This window comes from Leucobacter tenebrionis, assembly GCF_019884725.1.
Lineage (GTDB): Bacteria > Actinomycetota > Actinomycetes > Actinomycetales > Microbacteriaceae > Leucobacter > Leucobacter tenebrionis.
The window spans coordinates 1,899,823-1,916,590 of record NZ_CP082322.1; the positions used below are offsets into that span (position 1 = coordinate 1,899,823).

13 protein-coding genes are annotated in these 16,768 nt (G+C 70.1%); 3 read left to right on the forward strand and 10 right to left on the reverse strand.

Annotation, left to right across the window (positions count from 1 at the left end):
• Positions 1–42: 42 nt before the first annotated feature.
• The 9 genes from KVY00_RS08800 to KVY00_RS08840 form a co-directional block, all read right to left on the reverse strand.
• Positions 43–795, reverse strand: a complete 753-nt coding sequence (locus tag KVY00_RS08800) for an SDR family NAD(P)-dependent oxidoreductase (protein WP_255572566.1) — start codon at positions 793–795, stop codon at positions 43–45.
• Entirely contained in the window at positions 792–1,256 is a 465-nt protein-coding gene (locus KVY00_RS08805; protein ID WP_223042616.1) for a RidA family protein, read from the reverse strand. Before KVY00_RS08805 ends, KVY00_RS08800 begins: the two co-directional genes overlap by 4 nt.
• Positions 1,257–1,303: 47 nt before the next feature.
• A complete protein-coding gene (locus KVY00_RS08810; protein ID WP_255572567.1) occupies positions 1,304–2,407 on the reverse strand; it encodes an alanine racemase in 1,104 nt (367 codons plus the stop codon).
• A gap of 11 nt (positions 2,408–2,418) precedes the next feature.
• Positions 2,419–3,921 (reverse strand): aldehyde dehydrogenase family protein, encoded by a 1,503-nt coding sequence (locus tag KVY00_RS08815; protein WP_223042617.1) that lies wholly within the window; start codon positions 3,919–3,921, stop codon positions 2,419–2,421.
• 34 nt (positions 3,922–3,955) lie between these two features.
• A complete protein-coding gene (locus KVY00_RS08820) occupies positions 3,956–5,233 on the reverse strand; it encodes an NAD(P)/FAD-dependent oxidoreductase (protein WP_255572855.1) in 1,278 nt (425 codons plus the stop codon).
• Positions 5,234–5,331: 98 nt separating this feature from the next.
• Entirely contained in the window at positions 5,332–6,843 is a 1,512-nt protein-coding gene (locus KVY00_RS08825; protein WP_223042619.1) for an ABC transporter substrate-binding protein, read from the reverse strand.
• A 37-nt stretch (positions 6,844–6,880) separates the two neighbouring features.
• Positions 6,881–8,782 (reverse strand): ABC transporter permease subunit, encoded by a 1,902-nt coding sequence (locus KVY00_RS08830; RefSeq protein ID WP_223042620.1) that lies wholly within the window; start codon positions 8,780–8,782, stop codon positions 6,881–6,883.
• A gap of 19 nt (positions 8,783–8,801) precedes the next feature.
• The gene (locus KVY00_RS08835; RefSeq protein WP_223042621.1) at positions 8,802–10,454 is read right to left on the reverse strand and encodes an ATP-binding cassette domain-containing protein; all 1,653 of its coding nucleotides are present in this window, start codon (positions 10,452–10,454) and stop codon (positions 8,802–8,804) included.
• A gap of 115 nt (positions 10,455–10,569) precedes the next feature.
• Positions 10,570–11,634: an isocitrate/isopropylmalate dehydrogenase family protein gene (locus KVY00_RS08840; protein ID WP_223042622.1), complete on the reverse strand. Its 1,065-nt coding sequence runs from the start codon at positions 11,632–11,634 to the stop codon at positions 10,570–10,572.
• A gap of 162 nt (positions 11,635–11,796) precedes the next feature.
• On the opposite strand from KVY00_RS08840, the gene KVY00_RS08845 reads away from it, so the two are divergent.
• On the forward strand, positions 11,797–13,086 hold the full coding sequence (locus KVY00_RS08845; protein ID WP_223042623.1) for an aminotransferase family protein: 1,290 nt from the start codon (positions 11,797–11,799) through the stop codon (positions 13,084–13,086).
• Positions 13,083–14,561: an NAD-dependent succinate-semialdehyde dehydrogenase gene (locus KVY00_RS08850; protein ID WP_223042624.1), complete on the forward strand. Its 1,479-nt coding sequence runs from the start codon at positions 13,083–13,085 to the stop codon at positions 14,559–14,561. The genes KVY00_RS08845 and KVY00_RS08850 overlap by 4 nt, the downstream gene beginning before the upstream one ends.
• Before the next feature lie 42 nt (positions 14,562–14,603).
• On the opposite strand, the gene KVY00_RS08855 is transcribed toward KVY00_RS08850, so the two are convergent.
• On the reverse strand, positions 14,604–15,335 hold the full coding sequence (locus tag KVY00_RS08855) for a GntR family transcriptional regulator (RefSeq protein WP_223042625.1): 732 nt from the start codon (positions 15,333–15,335) through the stop codon (positions 14,604–14,606).
• Between the two features lie 202 nt (positions 15,336–15,537).
• Here KVY00_RS08855 and KVY00_RS08860 point away from each other — a divergent pair, with 202 nt between their 5' ends.
• On the forward strand, positions 15,538–16,755 hold the full coding sequence (locus tag KVY00_RS08860; protein WP_223042626.1) for an MFS transporter: 1,218 nt from the start codon (positions 15,538–15,540) through the stop codon (positions 16,753–16,755).
• The last annotated feature ends 13 nt before the right edge of the window (positions 16,756–16,768 follow it).

A 16,768-nucleotide genomic window follows, 5' to 3' on the forward strand; every position in this document is an offset into this window, starting at 1 on the left:
TCCTCTCGGTGGGTGTGCGGTGGGTGATGGATGCGCACGGGCTCACGCCGCCGTGTATCCGCCGTCGACGGGCAGCACGGCGCCGGTGATGTAGGAGGCGGCCGGTGAGGCCAGGAAGTAGATGGGATCGGCGACCTCGCGGGGCGAGGCGAGGCGGCCGAGCGGGATTGTCGAGGCACGCTGCGCGGTGTAGCCTTCGGGATCTGGGCGCTGCCCGAACGACTCGGCGATCTTCGGCGTGAGCGTGAGGCCCGGCGCGACCGCGTTGACGCGGATGCCCTGCGGCGCGAGCTCGACGGCGGCGGCCCGAGCGAACATGATGAGCCCGCCCTTCGCGGCCGAGTAGAGCACCTGACCGGCGATCCCGACCATGCCGAGCCGCGAACTCACGCACACGATCGAACCGCGCTCGCGGCTCATGAGCGGCGTCGCGTGCTTGACGACCGTGAAGACGCTCAGCAGGTTGGCGTCGAGCACCTGCGCGGCGGCGTCGACCGGCATCTCCGTCAGCTCGGCATCCTTCTGCAGTCCGTGGCAGAGCACAAGCGCGTCGATCTCCCCGAACTCGCTCGCGGCATCCGCGGCGAGCTCGCGCACGAACGCCTCATCGCCGAGGTCGCCCGACAGGTAGCGCTCCCCCTCCCGAAGGGACGCGGGCGGCTCGGCGCGGCGTCCGGTGAGGAGCACGCGGTCGCCTGCCTCGCGGAAGCGCTCGGCGACCGCCTCGCCGATGCCGCTGGAGGCGCCGGTGATCAGCACCCGCAGGGGCTCGCGATCGACCGCGGACGAACTCACGTCAGCGCCTCGACGATCATCTGCACCTCGACCGGGCTGGTGCGCGGCAGGGCGGCGACGCCGATCGCGGTGCGCGCGTGACGGCCGTGCTCTCCGAGCACCTCCACCAGCAGCTCGCTGCCGGCGTCGGCCACGTTCGACTGACCGCCGAAGTCGGGGGCGCTCGCCACGAAGACGAGCATTTGCACGATCCGCAGCTTGTCGAGGCCGCCGACGGCGTGCGCGCCGACGGCGAGCGCGTTGATCGTCGCGATGCGCATCGATTGGCGGGCGGTCTCGACGTCGATGTCGGCGCCCACCGTACCGACGGCCGGCAGCTCCCCGTTCACGTAGGGCATCTGGCCCGAGATGTGGATCTGGCCTGAGCCGGACTCGCGATAGTTGATATAGAACGGATCGAGCTTCACCTCGGGCAGCTCGACGCCGAGTTCGGCGAGCGCTTCTGCTGGTGTCCGGGTCACTGTGGGGTCCTTTCGTGTGGGTCGGCCTCGCGGCGGAGGGCGGATGGTCAGTTGAGTTGGCCACGGGCGTCGATGCGCCAGGTACCCAGGTAGCGCCCTTGGCGATCGCTGAGGATCACCTCGTCGAAGCTGTTCATCACCGGGCAGACATGATGCGGCACAATCGGCAGCACGCGGCCCGGCGCGGGCCGCTCCCCGCCCTCGGGCAGGGTGAGGAAGCCGTGGTACTCGTTGAGCACGCTCAGCACGCCGCCCACCTCGGGCACCTGGCCGTAGCCGCGGTCGTAGTTGCCCTCGCGCGCGAGCGCCTTGGTGCCCGCATCGACGATGACGTGCGCGAACCCCTGGTCGCTGACGACCGTCGTGGCGACGAAGAAACCGATGTCCTCGGCCTCGCAGTTGCCGAGCGCGTAGTTGTCATGATCGTTGAGCACGTACTCCCCCGGCCGCACCTCGGTGATCACGTCGTGGGTGCTGAAGGCGACGGTGGGGCTCGATCCCGCGCTCACGACCTCGGCGCGCACGCCCGCCGCCGCGAGCGCGTCGACGGCGCCGCGCAGCGCGCGGGCCTGATCCTCGGCCGCAGCCTCCCGGTTGCCGGGCTTGCCGCCGTGGCCCGGGTAGGTGAAGACGCCGTCGACGCGCAACCCTCGTGCACCGGCGTATCGCGCGAGGTCCCCGGCCTCCTCGGGAGCCACTCCCGACCGGCCAGCGCCGCTGTCGACCTCGATGACGAGCCCGATGAGGTCGGGATCGTCCGAGAAGGCCCGCGCGACGGCGTCGATCGCGACCGTGTTCTCGATGCCGAGCCGCAGCTTCGTCGTGCCGGCGACGGCCCGCAGGCGCCGCCCCTTCTCTCCCACGGCGATGAGGGGGTAGGCGAGGAAGATGTCGCCGAAACCGGCCGCCGCGAAGATCTCGACCTCGCCGAGCGTGCCGGCCGTGATCCCCGCCGCCCCGGCGGCGAGCTGCCTCCGCGCGATCTCGATGCTCTTGTGGGTCTTGACGTGCGGGCGCAGCGCCTTGCCGTGGCGGTCGGCGAAGGCCTGCATGCGCATGATGTTCTCCTCCATCACGTCGAGGAGCACGACCGGAGCGGGGGTGCTCAGCCGGTCGCCGAGCCGGTCCACGATCGTCTGGAACTGCTGCACGTTCTCTCTCCTCAGAATGTCCGGTTGAGGATCACGTTCTTCGGCTCGCTCATCTCGCGGACGGCCTCGGCCACACCCTCGCGGCCCACGCCCGAGCGCTTCGAGCCGCCGAACGGCATCGCGTCGATCCGGAAGTCGCTCGTGTCGTTGACGAGCACGCTGCCCATGTGCAGCCGGTCGACCGCGTGCATGGCCGTGCGGAGCGAGGCCGTGAAGACGCCCGCCTGCAGCCCGTAGTCGGTATCGTCGATCGCCTCGAGGGCGGCGTCGACGTCGGTGAACGGCTCGATGAGCACGACCGGTCCGAACACCTCCTCGCGATAGATGCGGGCACCGCCCGGCACGTCGACGAGCACCGTGGGCCAGTAGAACGCGCCCTCGCGGCGGCGGCCGCTCACCGCTCGGGCACCGCCCGCGACGGCCTCCTCGACCCACTCCTCGACGCGGCGGGCCTCGCGCTCGCCGATGAGCGGCCCCACGTCCGTCGTCGCGTCGCGCTTCGAACCGACCGTGAGCCGCTCGGCACCCGCCGTGACGAGCGAGACGAGTCGCTCGTAGTGCGAGGCGTGAACGAAGACCCGCTGCACCGAGAGGCAGTTCTGCCCGGCCACGCCGAAGGCGCCGTCGACGATGCCCGCGGCCGCGGTCTCCACGTCGCCGTCCTCGCAGACGAGCACGGCGTTGTTACCGCCGAGCTCCATGAGCATCTTGCGGGCGCCGGCGATCCGGGCGATCGTGTCGCCCGTCGCGGGGCCGCCCGTGAAGCTGACCGCGGCGATACGGGGATCGCCCACGAGCGCCGAGCCGACCTCGCGGTCGGACGCGAGCACGGCCATGCGCCCCGCGGGCATGCCGGCGCGCAGCAGGATGTCGTGCAGCGCGAGCGCCGACAGCGGCGTGACGGCGGCGGGCTTGAGCACGATGGCGTTGCCCGCGAGCAGACCGGGGCCGACCTTGTGAGCGACGAGGTTCATGGGATCGTTGAACGGCGTGATGGCGGCGACGATGCCGAGGGGCACGCGCCGGTAGTAGCCGAACTTGCCCGAGCCGCGGGCCGTGTCCTCGAACGGCAGGGTCTCGCCCTCCAGCAGGGCGGCCGAGTGCGCCGAGATCTTCAGGGTCTCGGCGGTGCGGGCCACCTCGCGGGTGGCCTCGGTGATCGTCTTGCTGCCCTCCGAGGAGATGATGCGGGCGAGGCGGTCGCCCTCCTCGCGCACGAGGTCGGCGGCGCGCTCGAGCACCTCGCGGCGCTCCCACAGTTCCCAGCGATCCTCGCGCAGGCTGCGCTGGACGCCGGCGACGGCCCGGTCGACGTCATCAACCGTTCCCTCGTAGACGCGCGCTACGAGGGCGCCGTCCTCGGGGTCCGTCACCTCCAGGGTGAGGGGTCCCTGCACCCACTCCCCGTCGACGTACCCGCCTCCGGGGATCCCGAGGTCGCGGAGGAGCGCGTCCTCCGCGACGGCCGGGACGGACTGCGGCTCGCACAGGCACTCGGTCGCGCAATCGGTCATCGTCGACATCTTTCCTCCCTCTCGTTCGTCGTGTTCAGCTCAGCTTGTCCTGCAGCGCGAAGAAAGCGCCGCCGGCGCGGAGATGCGCCCAGGGGTTGCCGAAGTAGCCGGGGATCCACGGGTTCTTCAGGTCGCGCCAGATGTTGGCCTCGGGGTTGCCCTTGACCGCCTCAACCATGACCTTGCCCATGTAATTGGCCATCTGCACGCCATGGCCGTTGTAGCTGTGGCTGTAGAACATGCCCTCGTGCTGGCCGGCGTGCGTCATCATGTCCATCGAGATATCGACAAGGCCGCCCCACATGTAGTCGATGCGGGCGTCGCGCAGCTGGGGGAAAACCTCGCGCATCGCCTTGGTCAGGATCTCGCCGCTCTCGCGGTCCTGCGACGGGTCGCTGAGCGCGAAGCGCGCGCGACCGCCGAAGAGCAGGCGGTTATCCGGCGTGATCCGGAAGTAGTGCGTGAAGTTGACCATCGTCGAGGTCATCCGGCGGTTCGGCAGGAGCTCGTCGACGATCTCCTGCGGCAGCGGCTCCGTCACGACGATGAAGCTGCCGACCGGGATGATGCGGCGCTGATTCCACCCGAAGGGCTTGCCCGTGTAGCCGCTCGTGCCGAGGATCACGGCGCCGGCTTTGACGTTGCCGCGGGTGGTCTTGAGGATGTGCATCGCCCCGCTGCCGATGCGCTCGGTGGCGAGCACCTCGGCGCGCTCGTGGATCGTCGCGCCGGCCTCGACCGCGAGCCTGGCGAGCTCGTGACCGAACTTGCCCACGTGCATGCCGGCGCCGAGGGGGTCGACGATGGCACCGTAGTAGGAGTCGGAGCCGACCTCGCTGCGGATGTTCGCGCGGTCGACGAGGCTCACGGGCTGCCCGACGAGGTTCTGCAGCAGCTCCGCGCTCTGCTTCATCCCCTCGAAGTGGCCCGGCTTGACGGCGAGGTTCATCTTGCCGGTGCGGGCGTAGTCGACGTCGAGGTTGTGCTCGCGCACGAGGTCCTCGATAAGATCGATGGCCTTGTTGTACTCCTTGAAGTAGGCGATGGCGCGCTGCTCGCCGTAGCGCTTCACGGCGCTGCCGAAGCCGATGGCGAGACCGGTGGTGGCCATGCCGCCGTTGCGCCCCGAGGCGCCCCAGTTGACCGTGTGCGCCTCGAGCACCGCGACCGAGAGCCCCTGTTTGGCTGCGTGGTAGGCGGCCGAGAGCCCGGTGAAGCCGCCGCCGACCACGGCGACATCGACCTCCCTGGGGATCTCGGTTCGACTGTAGTCGCCGCTCGGGGTGGCGGTATCGAGCCAGTAGGAGTGCATCTTCACGTTCGGGTGCTCCGGGGTTTCTCTCGTCGGGATGGATCGGGTGGTTCGCGGTGGGCGGCGCAGGCGGGGGCGCCGCCCACCGCGGCGGCGCCCTACTCGGCGGGCTTGGTGAGTTCGGTGATGAGGCGTCGCTCGAGCGGGTCGCGCACGACATCGGCGAAGGTGCCGGCCTCGCCCTGCACCACGCGGTCGTGCACGAGCGGGATCGCGGCGTCGAGCTGCAGCACGGCGGCCTCGGCCTCCATCGTCGCCTTCTGGCGCTCCTCGCCGAGCGGTACCTGCTGGCCGGCGGTGATGAGGCTGTCCACGGTGTCGTCGCAGAGCTGCGCGACGTTCGAGCCGCCGCCGCACATGAAGTCCTGTGCGAGGAAGGACAGCGGGTCGCCCGTGTCGAGCAGCGTGTTGCGGGAGTAGATGACCGCGTCGAAGCCGCCGCCGAGCATCTCCTTCTCCATGTTCACGTACTCGCGCACGTCCTGAGTGACGACGAAGCCGGCGTCTTCCAGCTGCTTCTCGAGCTGCACCGCGATCTCAGGAAGTTCGGCACGGTCGGTGTAGGTAGCGAGCGTGATCTCGACGCCCGAGGCGTCACCCGGCTCGGCGGCCGATTCCACGTCGTCGCGCAGCTCGGCGGCCCAGGGGATGGCGGGGCCGAGCAGGCCGACCGAGGGGTCGGCGTGGCCCTCGTAGACGCCGTCGACGATGCCCGAGGGGTCGATCGCCGCGCGGGCCGCCGCACGCACGGCGGGGTCGGCGAAGGGACCCGTCTTCGTGTTCAGCGCGAGGTAGGTGGTGCGAGTCTGCTGCACCTCGTGCGCCGTGCCCTCCTCGAGGAGGTCGATCTGCGACACGGGGATGCTCTCCGCGACGTCGGTCTCACCGGAGCGGAGGGATCCCGCGCGCGCCGCACCGTCGGGCACGAAGGAGGCGTCGATACCGGAGATCGCCGCCGGTTCGCCCCAGTAGTCGTCGAAGCGGTCGAGGGTGGCGGTCGTGCTGCCGTTGACGTCGACCAGTTCGAACGGGCCGGTGCCGGTACCGATCGGGGTGACGGTGCCGTCGTCGTTGTAGGCGGCGGCTGAGAGGATCGACATCTGCGGGCTCGCGAGGCGGTTCGGCAGCAGCGGATCCGGCGCATCGGTCGTCACCGTGACCTCGAACTCGCCTGTCGCCTCGGTCGTGATCGCGACGCCGTTCAGCGCACGGGGCGGCGGCGACGCGGCCATCGCCTTGTCGAGGGTGTTCTTGACCGCCTCGGCGTTGAAGGGGGTGCCGTCGTGGAAGGTCACATCGTCGCGCAGCGCGAACTTCCAAGTGAGGTCGTCGACCTGCTCCCACTCGGTGGCGAGCATCGGCTCGATCTCGATGTCGTCGTTGAGGCGCACGAGCGTCTCGCCGGTGCTCCAACGCGACAGCTTGAACGCGTCATCGCTGAAGGGGTTGAGGTTGGACTTGGGCGGCTGCATGAAGGCGACCTGGATCCGGTCGTCGCCGTCGCCTCCGCCGTTGCCGCCTCCTCCGCTAAAGCAGCCGCTGAGGAGCAGCGCGGCGGAGCCGGTGAGAGCGAGGGCGGCCGCGACTCTGCGGCCCGTGTGCTTGCTCATGGTGATGGGTACCTTTCGTTGGGTGGGGCTGACGGGGTCAGGAGGGGTCGCGGACGGTGGACATGTCGACAACGCCGGTCGGGGTGAGTCCCGTCGAGGGCGATTGCGCACTGCGCCGGGAACGCCGGCGTCGGCTCGGGCGGGCACGGCCCCCGCGGAAGTCGATGCTGAGGCTCGAGAGGGAGACCGCGAAGATCGAGAGGAGCACGAGCGCTCCGGCCGGCACGAGCACCACGAGCGGGGCGCGCTCCACGTAGGGCATACCCTCGGCGAGCACGAGGCCCCAGTCCGACTGCGGCGGCTGCGGGCCGAGGCCCAGGAAGCCGAGCGCCGCGAGCGCGAGGCAGATGCCGGGGAGGCGGAGGCACGCGTGGCGGAACACCGGCCCGACGACGCTCGGCAGCACGTAGCGCAGCATGAGGCGCGTATTGCCCACGCCGAGCACGGGGGCGATCTTGATGTGGGGCTGCGCCTTCACCTCGGCGACGAGCGCGGCGGTGTGCGCGGCGAGCGGGGCCCAGCTCACGAGCGTGACCGCGATTGCGGCGCCGAAGGAGGAGGGGCCGAGCACGGCGGCGACGATGAGGCCGGCGAGGATCGGGGGCGCCGCGTTGGTGACCTCGATCGGTCCTGCGCCGAGGTTGGGGAACATGCCGACGACGAGGCCGATCAGCAGGCAGATCGCTGCGACGATCGCGCCGACCCCGATCGTCGACAGCGCGCCGTGCGAGATACGGGCGAGCACGTCGCGACCGCTGGCGTCGGCGCCGAGCGGCAGTTCCCAGTTCGGCGGCTGCAAGCGGGTGTAGTCGAGGGCGTAGGGGTCGCGGGGCAGACCGGCGACGACGATCACGACGAGCACGAGGAGCATGGCCGCGGGGAGCACGAGCGCCCACTTCGAGCTCGGGGTCTTCGGCACGGCCGCGGGGAGCGAGTTCGACCGCAGGGCCGGGCCGAGCAGGATCCGGCGCAGCAGCGTCGCGCCGATGCCGAACGCGACGGCGAGCAGCATCAGCAGGATCACGCCGCCCTGCAGCGTCGGCAGGTCCTGCGACTGCGCGGCGGCGAGCGTCGCACGGCCGATGCCGGGGATGGCGTACACCTCCTCGACCACGACGGCCCCCGCCGTGATGCCGACGAGGATGAGCGACATCGGCGCGGTGACGCCGGGCAGGGTGCGGCGGATCGCGGCGAGCACGATGCGCGTCTTCGAGTAGCCCGCGACCTGCCAGGTGGCGACCCAGCGCTCGCTGAACGTGCTGGCGAGCGCATCCGAGAGCAGTCGGCCGAGGAAGCCGCCGGCCGGCAGGCCCATTGAGAGCGCGGGCAGCACCAGGTAGTCGAGGCCGCGCCACCCGAAGGGAGGGAACCAGCCGAGCCAGACGGCGAAGACGACGAGCAACACTGAGGCGAGGAGGAACTCGGGGAGCGCTGTGAACGCGGCTGCGAGGCCGCCGCCCGTTCGATCCGAGCGGCCGGCGAGCCCGCGGCGGAAGGTCGGGATGGTGAGCAGGCCGCCGAGCACGATCGCGATGACGAGGGCGGCCAGCATGAGCGTCAGGGACGCGCCGAGCGCGTCGAGCATCTCGGGGAGCACGGGCTTGCGCGTGGTCCAGGAGACGCCGAAGTCGCCTCGAACGGCATTGCCCGCCCAGGCGAGGAAGGCGCCGAAGACGCCGTTCTCGAGCCCGAGCTCCTGCCGGATCGCCTCGAGCGCCTGCGGATCCATCTCGCCCTCGGCGTAGCGCGAGCGGTAGACCGACTCTGCGATGTCACGGCCGGAGAGGAGCGGCAGGATGCCGAGGAGGAAGATCACCACGAGGATCGTGACGACCCGCGAGAGGGCCGAGACGATCGCGGCCTTCGAGCCGCTGGAGAACGACGAGGTGCGGCGCTGCGCGCGCCGGAGGGCGGGGACCGCCTGAGTTGAGATCGCCATTGGGTGTTCCTTCCCGGTCTCAGATCGCCGGTTCGAGGGCGTCGGGCATGACGTGGAGCACGGGAATCGCGTCGAGCAGCTCCTTGGTGCGCTCGTGCCGCGGATCCGCGAGGAGCTGCCGGGTGGATCGATCCTCGACCACCTCGCCGGCGTGCATCACGACCGTGCGCTCGCAGAGGTTCGCGACCATCGAGAGGTCGTGCGAGACGACCACGATCCCGGTCCCCCGCTCCTCGGAGATGCGTCGGAGCAGGGCGACGATCGACTCGCGCATGGGCAGGTCGAGTCCGCTCACCGGCTCGTCGGCGAGCAGGAAGTCCGGCCGCGTGGCGATCGCGCGGGCGATCGCGAGTCGCTGCGCCTGACCGCCGGAGAGCTCGTTCGCGCGGCGGTGCAGGAACTTCTCGTCGAGGCCGACCGAGTCGAGCGCCTCGCGCACCATCGTGTCGTGGTCGCCCGGCACGCCGAGCCGCACGAGCGGCTCGCGCACGAGCTTGCGCACCGTCATGAGCGGGTCGAGGGTGCTCGCGGGATCCTGCGGCACATACTGGACCTTGCGGCGGTACCACTTGAGCTTCTTCACGTCGGCCGGGTAGACCTCCCGGCCCGAGCAGGTGACCGCGCCGGTGTCGGTCGTGTCGAGGGCGAGCATGAGGCGCAGTAGCGTCGTCTTACCCGAGCCGGAGACACCGACGATGCCGACGCGCTCGCCCTCGCGGATCACGAGGTCGGTGGGGAAGAGCGCCGTCTTCATCTCGCGCTTGCCGAAGAGTCCCTTGCGGGGCATCGGGTACTCGCGGCTCACGTCGCCGATGTCGTAGAAGACCTTGGCCTTCGGCTGCTCCGCGGCGTCCTCGGCGCGGAGCTCGGCGAGCTCCCGGCGGAACTGCTGCACGTACGGATCGACCGTGGCGGCGCGGGCGGCGCGGATCAGCTCCCGGGTGTATGGGTTCTCCGGTGCGGCGAAGATGGAGTGGATCTGCCCCTGCTCGACGACGTCGCCGTCCTTCATCACCACGGAGTCGCTGCACAGCTCGGAGGCCACCGCGAAGTCGTGCGTGATGAACAGCAGCGCCGGGGTGTGCTGACCGGCCGTGTACTTCTTCAGCACATCGAGCACGCGCTTCTGAGTGACGACGTCGAGTGCGGTGGTCGGTTCGTCGGCCACCATCAGGCGGGTGTTGCAGGCGAGCGCCAGCGCGATGCAGACGCGCTGCCGCTGACCGCCGGAGAGCTCGGCTGAGAAGCGGTCGATGATGCCCGCGGGATCGGGGAGCCCCACGGACTCCGCGAGCTCCACGGCCGCCTGAGCTGCGTCGGCTCGCGAGAGCCCGCGGTGCCGCCGCAGCGGCTCGACGAGCTGCTCGCGAATGCGTACGAGGGGGTTGAGAGCCACGGCCGAGTCCTGGAAGACCATCGCCACGCGGGCCTCCTCGGGCCGCTTGGAGGCCGGCACGCCGAGCACCTCGACGCCATTGACCCTGATGCTGCCCTCGGTCACGGCGTTGGCCGGGAGACGGCCGAGCACCGCGCTCGCCGTGAGCGACTTGCCCGATCCCGACTCTCCGAGCAGGCAGACGCGCTGGCCCTTGCCCACCGAGAACGTGGTGCCGTTCACGATGGTGCGACCGCCGATGGCGATCCGCAGGTCGGTCACTTCGAGACTGTTCATGATCCTCCGCGAGTGGTCTCGGGGCCGGCTCCGGTGCCGACCTTCGGCGAGCCTAACCTTTGTCTCGATAGATTGTCAACAATCCAACGATTACGAAACGATGTCGCAATACGCGTCACACATCGGCGTCATCGGAGAGCTCCTCGACGACCGCCGCCCCGACCTCCGCGGTCGTGAGCGAGCCGCCGAGGTCCGGGGTCACCTCGCCCCGCTCGATGACGGCCGTGAACGCCCGCTCCACTGCCTCCGCGCGATCCGCGTGGCCCAGGTGGCGCAGCATCATCGCCCCCGCCCAGATCTGCCCGATGGGGTTCGCGATCCCGCGCCCCGCGATGTCGGGCGCCGAACCGTGCACGGGCTCGAACATCGAGGGGTGCCTGCCCTCCGGGTTCAGGTTCGCGCTCGGGGCGATGCCGATCGAGCCGACCGCGCCCGCAACGAGGTCGGAGAGGATGTCGCCGAACAGGTTCGAGGCCACCACCACATCGAGGCTCCGCGGATCCCGGACGGCCCGCGCCGCAAGGGCATCGATCAGCACCGACTCGAGTTCGATTCCGCCGGCATCTTCGACGACCTCGGCCACGACCTCGTCCCAGAACGGCATCGTGTGGATGATGCCGTTCGACTTCGTCGCCGACACGAGGCGACCGGAACGCCCCCTCGCGACTTCGACGGCGTACCGGGCGATACGCTCAATGCCGTGACGCGTGAAGATCGCCTGCTGGTGCGCGGCCTCGAACGGCGTTCCGGGGTAGCTGCGCCCGCCGACCGAGGAGTACTCGCCCTCGACGTTCTCGCGCACGATCACAGTGTCGATCTCGGGATCGCCCGCCAGCGAGGAGCGCACACCCGAGAACGAGCGCACCGGCCGGAGATTCACGTACTGATCGAATTCGCGCCGGATCGGAATGAGCATGCCCCACAGCGTCTCGACGTCCGAGACCTCCGGGTGCCCCACCGCCCCGAGGAACACGGCGTCGGTTGCAGCCATCGTCTCGATCGCATCGACGGGCATCATACGGCCGTGGGAGCGGAAGTAGTCGCTGCCCCACGGCTGCTCCCGCCACTCGAGCCGGATCCCGCGGTCGCGGGTGGCGGCGTCGAGCACCTCCATGGCCACCGGCATCACCTCGGGCCCGATACCGTCACCGGCCAGCACCGAGATCGTGTGCGCGTTCATCACTTCCAGCTCCTTACGATAGCGTGCAAACTGTCAACAATCTACAATAGGGCGATAAGTCGCGATAGACCTGGACGCAGAGTCATCTAGATCGTAGTATTGCCCTACAATTCATAGCCACCCCGGCGCGGTGGCGACGAGAACAAAGGAGATCTCACCATCGTGACCCCACCCCTGCACACCGGCCCCGCCCTCTGGAGCGCCCAGGCCCATATGCCCTCCGTGCTCGGACGGCAGATCGTCGTCGAGCGAGGCGAGGGCAACTACGTCTTCACGAGCGATGGACGGCGCCTCTTCGACGGCACCGCCGGACTGTGGCACGCGAACATCGGCCACGGCCGCGCCGAGATGGCCGAGACCGCGGCGTCCCAGATGCGACGGCTCGAGACCTACCACGTGTTCGGACGCTACCTGAACGACCGGGCCGTCGAGCTCGCCGAGAAGATCGCCTCGATCGCGCCGATCACCGACCCGAAGATCATCCTCAACAGTGGCGGATCCGACTCGATCGACGTCGCGCTCAAGCTCGCGCGCCGCTACTGGCAGTTGCGCGGCCGCACCGAGAAGACGATGGTGCTCAGCCGCGACCTCGCCTATCACGGCCTTCACGCCTACGGCACGAGCGTGGCGGGCCTCGACTTCAACCGCGAGGGCTACGGCACCGAGTCGCTCGTGCCCGAGACTGCGCGCTTCGACACCTACGACATCGAGCAGGTGCGCAAGACCGTCGCCGAGATCGGCCCGCACCGGATCGCCGCGATCATCGCCGAACCCGTCCAGGGCACCGGCGGCGTGATCCCTCCCGCCCCCGGCTACCTCGAAGGGCTGCAGCAGCTCGCCGACGAGCACGACATCCTGCTGATCCTCGACGAGGTCATCACCGGCTTCGGGCGCACCGGGCACTGGTTCGCCGCGCAGCGATACGGGCTGCGCCCACACATCGTCACGATGGCCAAGGGCATCTCCTCGGGCTACTCCGCCGTCGGCGGCATCATCGTGGCCCCCGAAGTCTGGGCACCCTTCTACGAGACCGGGGCGCCCATGTATCGGCACGGCACCACCTACTCCGGCCACGCAACCTCGGCCGCACTCGCGTTGAAGAACCTCGAGATCATCGAGCGCGAGGGCTTGCTCGAGCGCGTGCGGCGCCTCGAGGGCGTGCTCGCGACGGAGCTCGAGGGCCTCGCGGGCGACGATCGGATCGAGGAGACCCGCTTCGCCGGATTCCTCGGCGGCATCCAGCTGCGGCCCGAGTTCTCGGCCGAGGAGGTCACCGACGCGATGGTGGAGCAGGGCTGGATCGCACGACCGCTGCGCGGCAACGTGATCCAGATCAGCCCGCCGTTCACCACGACGGACGAGGAGGTCCGCGGGATCGTCGCCGCCGCGGTCTCCGCACTCGACACGATCGGCGCGACCACCTCGACCCCGGAAATGGCGACAGCACGATGACCCTTCGCACCGTAGACCAGCAGCTGATCGAAAGCGCCGACGCCGCACTCGCGAGCGTCGTGCTCGACCGCCTCGACCTCGGCACGACCGCGACGTTCGAGGTGCGCGACCCCGCGACCGAGCGGGTCATCGCGACCCCGCCCGATCATTCGATCGAGGACGCGCTCGTCGCGCTCGGACGCGCCGACGCCGCCGGGAAGACCTGGGCCCGCACGACCGCCCGCCACCGCTCCGACGTGCTCCACCGGGCCTACGACCTGCTCATCGAGCAGAAGGACCGCCTCGCCCGTGTCATCACGCGCGAGATGGGCAAGCCCCTCGCGGAAGCCTACGGCGAGGTGCAGTACGCGGCGGACTACGTGCGGTGGTACGCCGAGGAGGCACTGCGCCCCGCGGGCAACTTCCGGGAGAACCCGGTAGGCGGGTCCACGATCCTCACCACTCGCGCCCCGATCGGCACCACGCTCCTCATCACCCCGTGGAACTTCCCCATGGCGATGGCCACCCGCAAGATCGCGCCGGCGATCGCGGTGGGCTGCGGCGCCGTCGTGAAGCCGGCGGCGCTGACCCCGCTGACCACCCTCGTCGTCGCGGAGATCTTCGTGGAGGCGGGGGTGCCCGCCGACCTCGTGCAGGTCGTCACGACGAAGAACTCGGCGGGCTTCAGCTCTGCGCTCATGGCCGACGGTCGCGTGCGCAAGGTGTCGTTCACAGGGTCCACCGGCATCGGCAGCGTGCTGCTGGGCCAGGCTGCCGAGCACGTCATCAAGAGCTCCATGGAACTCGGCGGCAACGCGCCGCTGCTCGTCTTCGACGACGCCGACCTCGAGCGCGCCGTCGAGGGCGCCGTCGTCGCGAAGCTGCGCAACGGCGGGCAGTCGTGCGTTGCGGCGAACCGGATCCTCGTGCAGGACGGGATCGCCGACGCCTTCGTGGAGGGCTTCACCGAGAAGATGCGCGAGGCGGTGCTCGGCAACGGCCTCGCCGAGGGGGTCACGCTCGGTCCGGTGATCGACGACCGCGCGGTGCGCGGTTTCGAGCGCCTCGTCGCCGACGCCGTCGAGCACGGCGCCGATCTGCGCCTCGGCGGCTCCGCACCCGAGGGAGACGGGCACTTCTTCGAGGCGACCGTGCTCGACCGGGTGCCCGAGACCGCCGAGATCGCGAACACCGAGATCTTCGGCCCCGTCGCCTCCATCGCGCGCTTCGGCACCGAGGAGGAGGCGATCGAGCGGGCCAACGGCACCCCGTTCGGCCTCGCGAGCTACGTCTTCTCCGAGAACATCGATCGCGCGTTCGACGTGGCCGACCGCCTCGACGCCGGCATGGTCGGGATCAACCAGGGCATCGTCTCTAACGTCGCGGCACCGTTCGGCGGGGTGAAGGCTTCGGGCCTCGGCCGCGAGGGCAGCGGCGAGGGCCTCGAGGAGTACCAGGAGATCCGCTTCTACAATCTGGCGAGGCGGGCCCGCTGAACCGGGTCGATCCCGGTGCCGGCGGGCAGGCCGGCACCGGGATCACCGCGCATCCGCCGTGTCGCCTCCGGCGAGGATCTGGCGGATCCGCTCGTGATTGCTCCGCAGGTGCGCCGTCAGCGCGCGCCGCGCTTCGCCCGCATCTCCCGAGCGCACAGCCTCGAGCAGCAGGCGGTGGTCATCGAGCACGGCCTCGTCGATCCGGCCGATCTCGTCATCGGCGTGCGAGAGGATGAGCAGGTAGTACCCCGTCTCCGTCATCACGGTCTCGAAGAACGAGTCGATGCGGGCGCTGCCGAGCCGCGCCACGAGGGTCGAGTGGAAGGCGAGATCGGCCGCGACGACCGCGCGGGCGCTCCCCGTGTCCGCCGCGTCGACGAGGTGCTCGAAGGCCCGCTCGAGCGCGGCCGTGTGAGCCGGCGTCGCCTCGACACCCACCCCCAGAGACTCGAGGTGCAGCCGCGTACGGTAGAGGTCGTCAAGCTCCTCGATCGAGGGGGTGACCACGACCGCGCCCCGGTGCATCTCGTACTTCACGAGGCGCCCGCGCTCGAGCAGGCGGATGCCCTCGCGCACCGAGTTCCTGGAGATGTCGAGCGTCTGCGCGAGGGTGCTCTCGCGCAGACGCTCCCCGGGGCCGATCGTCCCCTCGAGGATCAGGGCGGTGAGCCGGTCGGCCACCTGCTCGGCCGCGCTCGCGCGCTGCAGCACGAGGGCCGGGGGGCCGGACCCATCGGCCCCCCGGGTCCCGGTCGCGTCGGCTGCTCTCGTCATCGGCTGAAGAGTATCACCCGCGCCTCCTCGGAGCACGCGCCCGTGTGATCGCTCCCCAGCCCAGCCGTCACCCTGCGACTCCCCGCCATGCTGCGCGAGCGGAGCGAACCGCAGTATCCAGAATGACGGCATGGTCCGAGCGGAGCAGCGGCCACTCGAAATCAATACTTGACTACTTGCGCAATTGCGCAAATAATCAAGTATGTTCATCGCACTCCGTCACCGCATCTTCCGCCGCCTCTTCGCCGCGCACGTGGTGGCGCTGCTCGGCACCGGGCTCTCGACGATCGCCATCGGCTTCCTCGTATTCGACATATCGGGCAACGGGGCGGCCGCGGTGCTGGGCACACTCCTCGCGATCAAGATGCTGACGTTCCTGCTGATCGGCCCGCTCGCACCCGCCATCGCCCACCGCGTGGGCGAGAAGCGCCTCCTGGTGCTCACCGACCTGTCGCGAGCGGCGATCGCGATCGCGCTCCCCTTCGTCGACAACGTCGCGGTCGCCTACGTGCTCATCTTCCTCCTGCAGTCGGCGTCGGCGCTCTTCACGCCGACATTCCAGGCGACCATCCCTCGCGTCGTGACCGACGAGCGCCAGTACACGGGGGCACTCGCGCTCAGCCGTCTCGCCTACGACGCCGAGGCGCTCATCTCACCGACCATCGCCGGAGCGGTGCTCGTATTCGCCCCCTCGGCGGCGCTCTTCCTCGGCACGAGCGCCGGCTTCCTCGGCTCGGCGGCGCTGATCCTCTCGGCCGCGCTACCGAAGAGCGTCGCCGGTGAAGAAGATACGGTGCGCCGCGAGATCACCCGCGGCACTCACCTCATGGCCACGGTGCCCGAGCTGCGCGGGGTGCTCGCCATCTACCTCGCCCACGCGTCGGTCGGCGCAATCACGATGGTGCTCACAGTTCCCCTCGTGCTCGGCGGGCTCGGCGGAGACGAGGGCCAGGCAGCCGGCCTGCTTGCCGTCTACGGTGTGGGATCCATCACCTCTGCGGTGTTCATGCCCGCCATCGTGGCCCGCATCGGCCCGCGTTCCTACATCTTCGCGGGCCTGCTCGTCATGAGCGCCGCCATGCTCTTCGTGTGGCCCATCCTCTCCTGGCATCCGGGCACGGAGGCGCTCCCCTGGCTCGGGGCCGTGTGGTTCTTCGCGGGGCTCGGCAACTCCGCGGTGCTCGCTCCGATGGGACGCGTGATCCGCGACTCGGTGCCCGATGAGGACCTGCCCCACGTCTTCGCCGCCCAGTTCTCGCTCGCTCACGGCTGGTGGCTCATCAGCTACCCCGTAGCCGGCTGGGGAGCGACCGCGCTCGGCTACGGCCCCATGACACTGCTCCTGGCAGCCTTCTCCCTCGCCGCCCTCGGGTTCTCGGCCAGACTGTGGCCCGCACCCGAGAAGCTCACGGTCGCATAGGGCAGGATGGAGA

Bases quoted from the DNA above. Each gene is read 5' to 3' on its own strand.
- KVY00_RS08855 (WP_223042625.1), bottom strand. From the start codon at position 15,335: ATGACGAGAGCAGCCGACGCGACCGGGACCCGGGGGGCCGATGGGTCC.
- KVY00_RS08820 (WP_255572855.1), bottom strand. From the start codon at position 5,233: ATGCACTCCTACTGGCTCGATACCGCCACCCCGAGCGGCGACTACAGT.
- KVY00_RS08850 (WP_223042624.1), top strand. From the start codon at position 13,083: ATGACCCTTCGCACCGTAGACCAGCAGCTGATCGAAAGCGCCGACGCC.
- KVY00_RS08815 (WP_223042617.1), bottom strand. From the start codon at position 3,921: ATGACCGATTGCGCGACCGAGTGCCTGTGCGAGCCGCAGTCCGTCCCG.
- KVY00_RS08830 (WP_223042620.1), bottom strand. From the start codon at position 8,782: ATGGCGATCTCAACTCAGGCGGTCCCCGCCCTCCGGCGCGCGCAGCGC.
- KVY00_RS08840 (WP_223042622.1), bottom strand. From the start codon at position 11,634: ATGAACGCGCACACGATCTCGGTGCTGGCCGGTGACGGTATCGGGCCC.
- KVY00_RS08825 (WP_223042619.1), bottom strand. From the start codon at position 6,843: ATGAGCAAGCACACGGGCCGCAGAGTCGCGGCCGCCCTCGCTCTCACC.
- KVY00_RS08835 (WP_223042621.1), bottom strand. From the start codon at position 10,454: ATGAACAGTCTCGAAGTGACCGACCTGCGGATCGCCATCGGCGGTCGC.
- KVY00_RS08860 (WP_223042626.1), top strand. From the start codon at position 15,538: ATGTTCATCGCACTCCGTCACCGCATCTTCCGCCGCCTCTTCGCCGCG.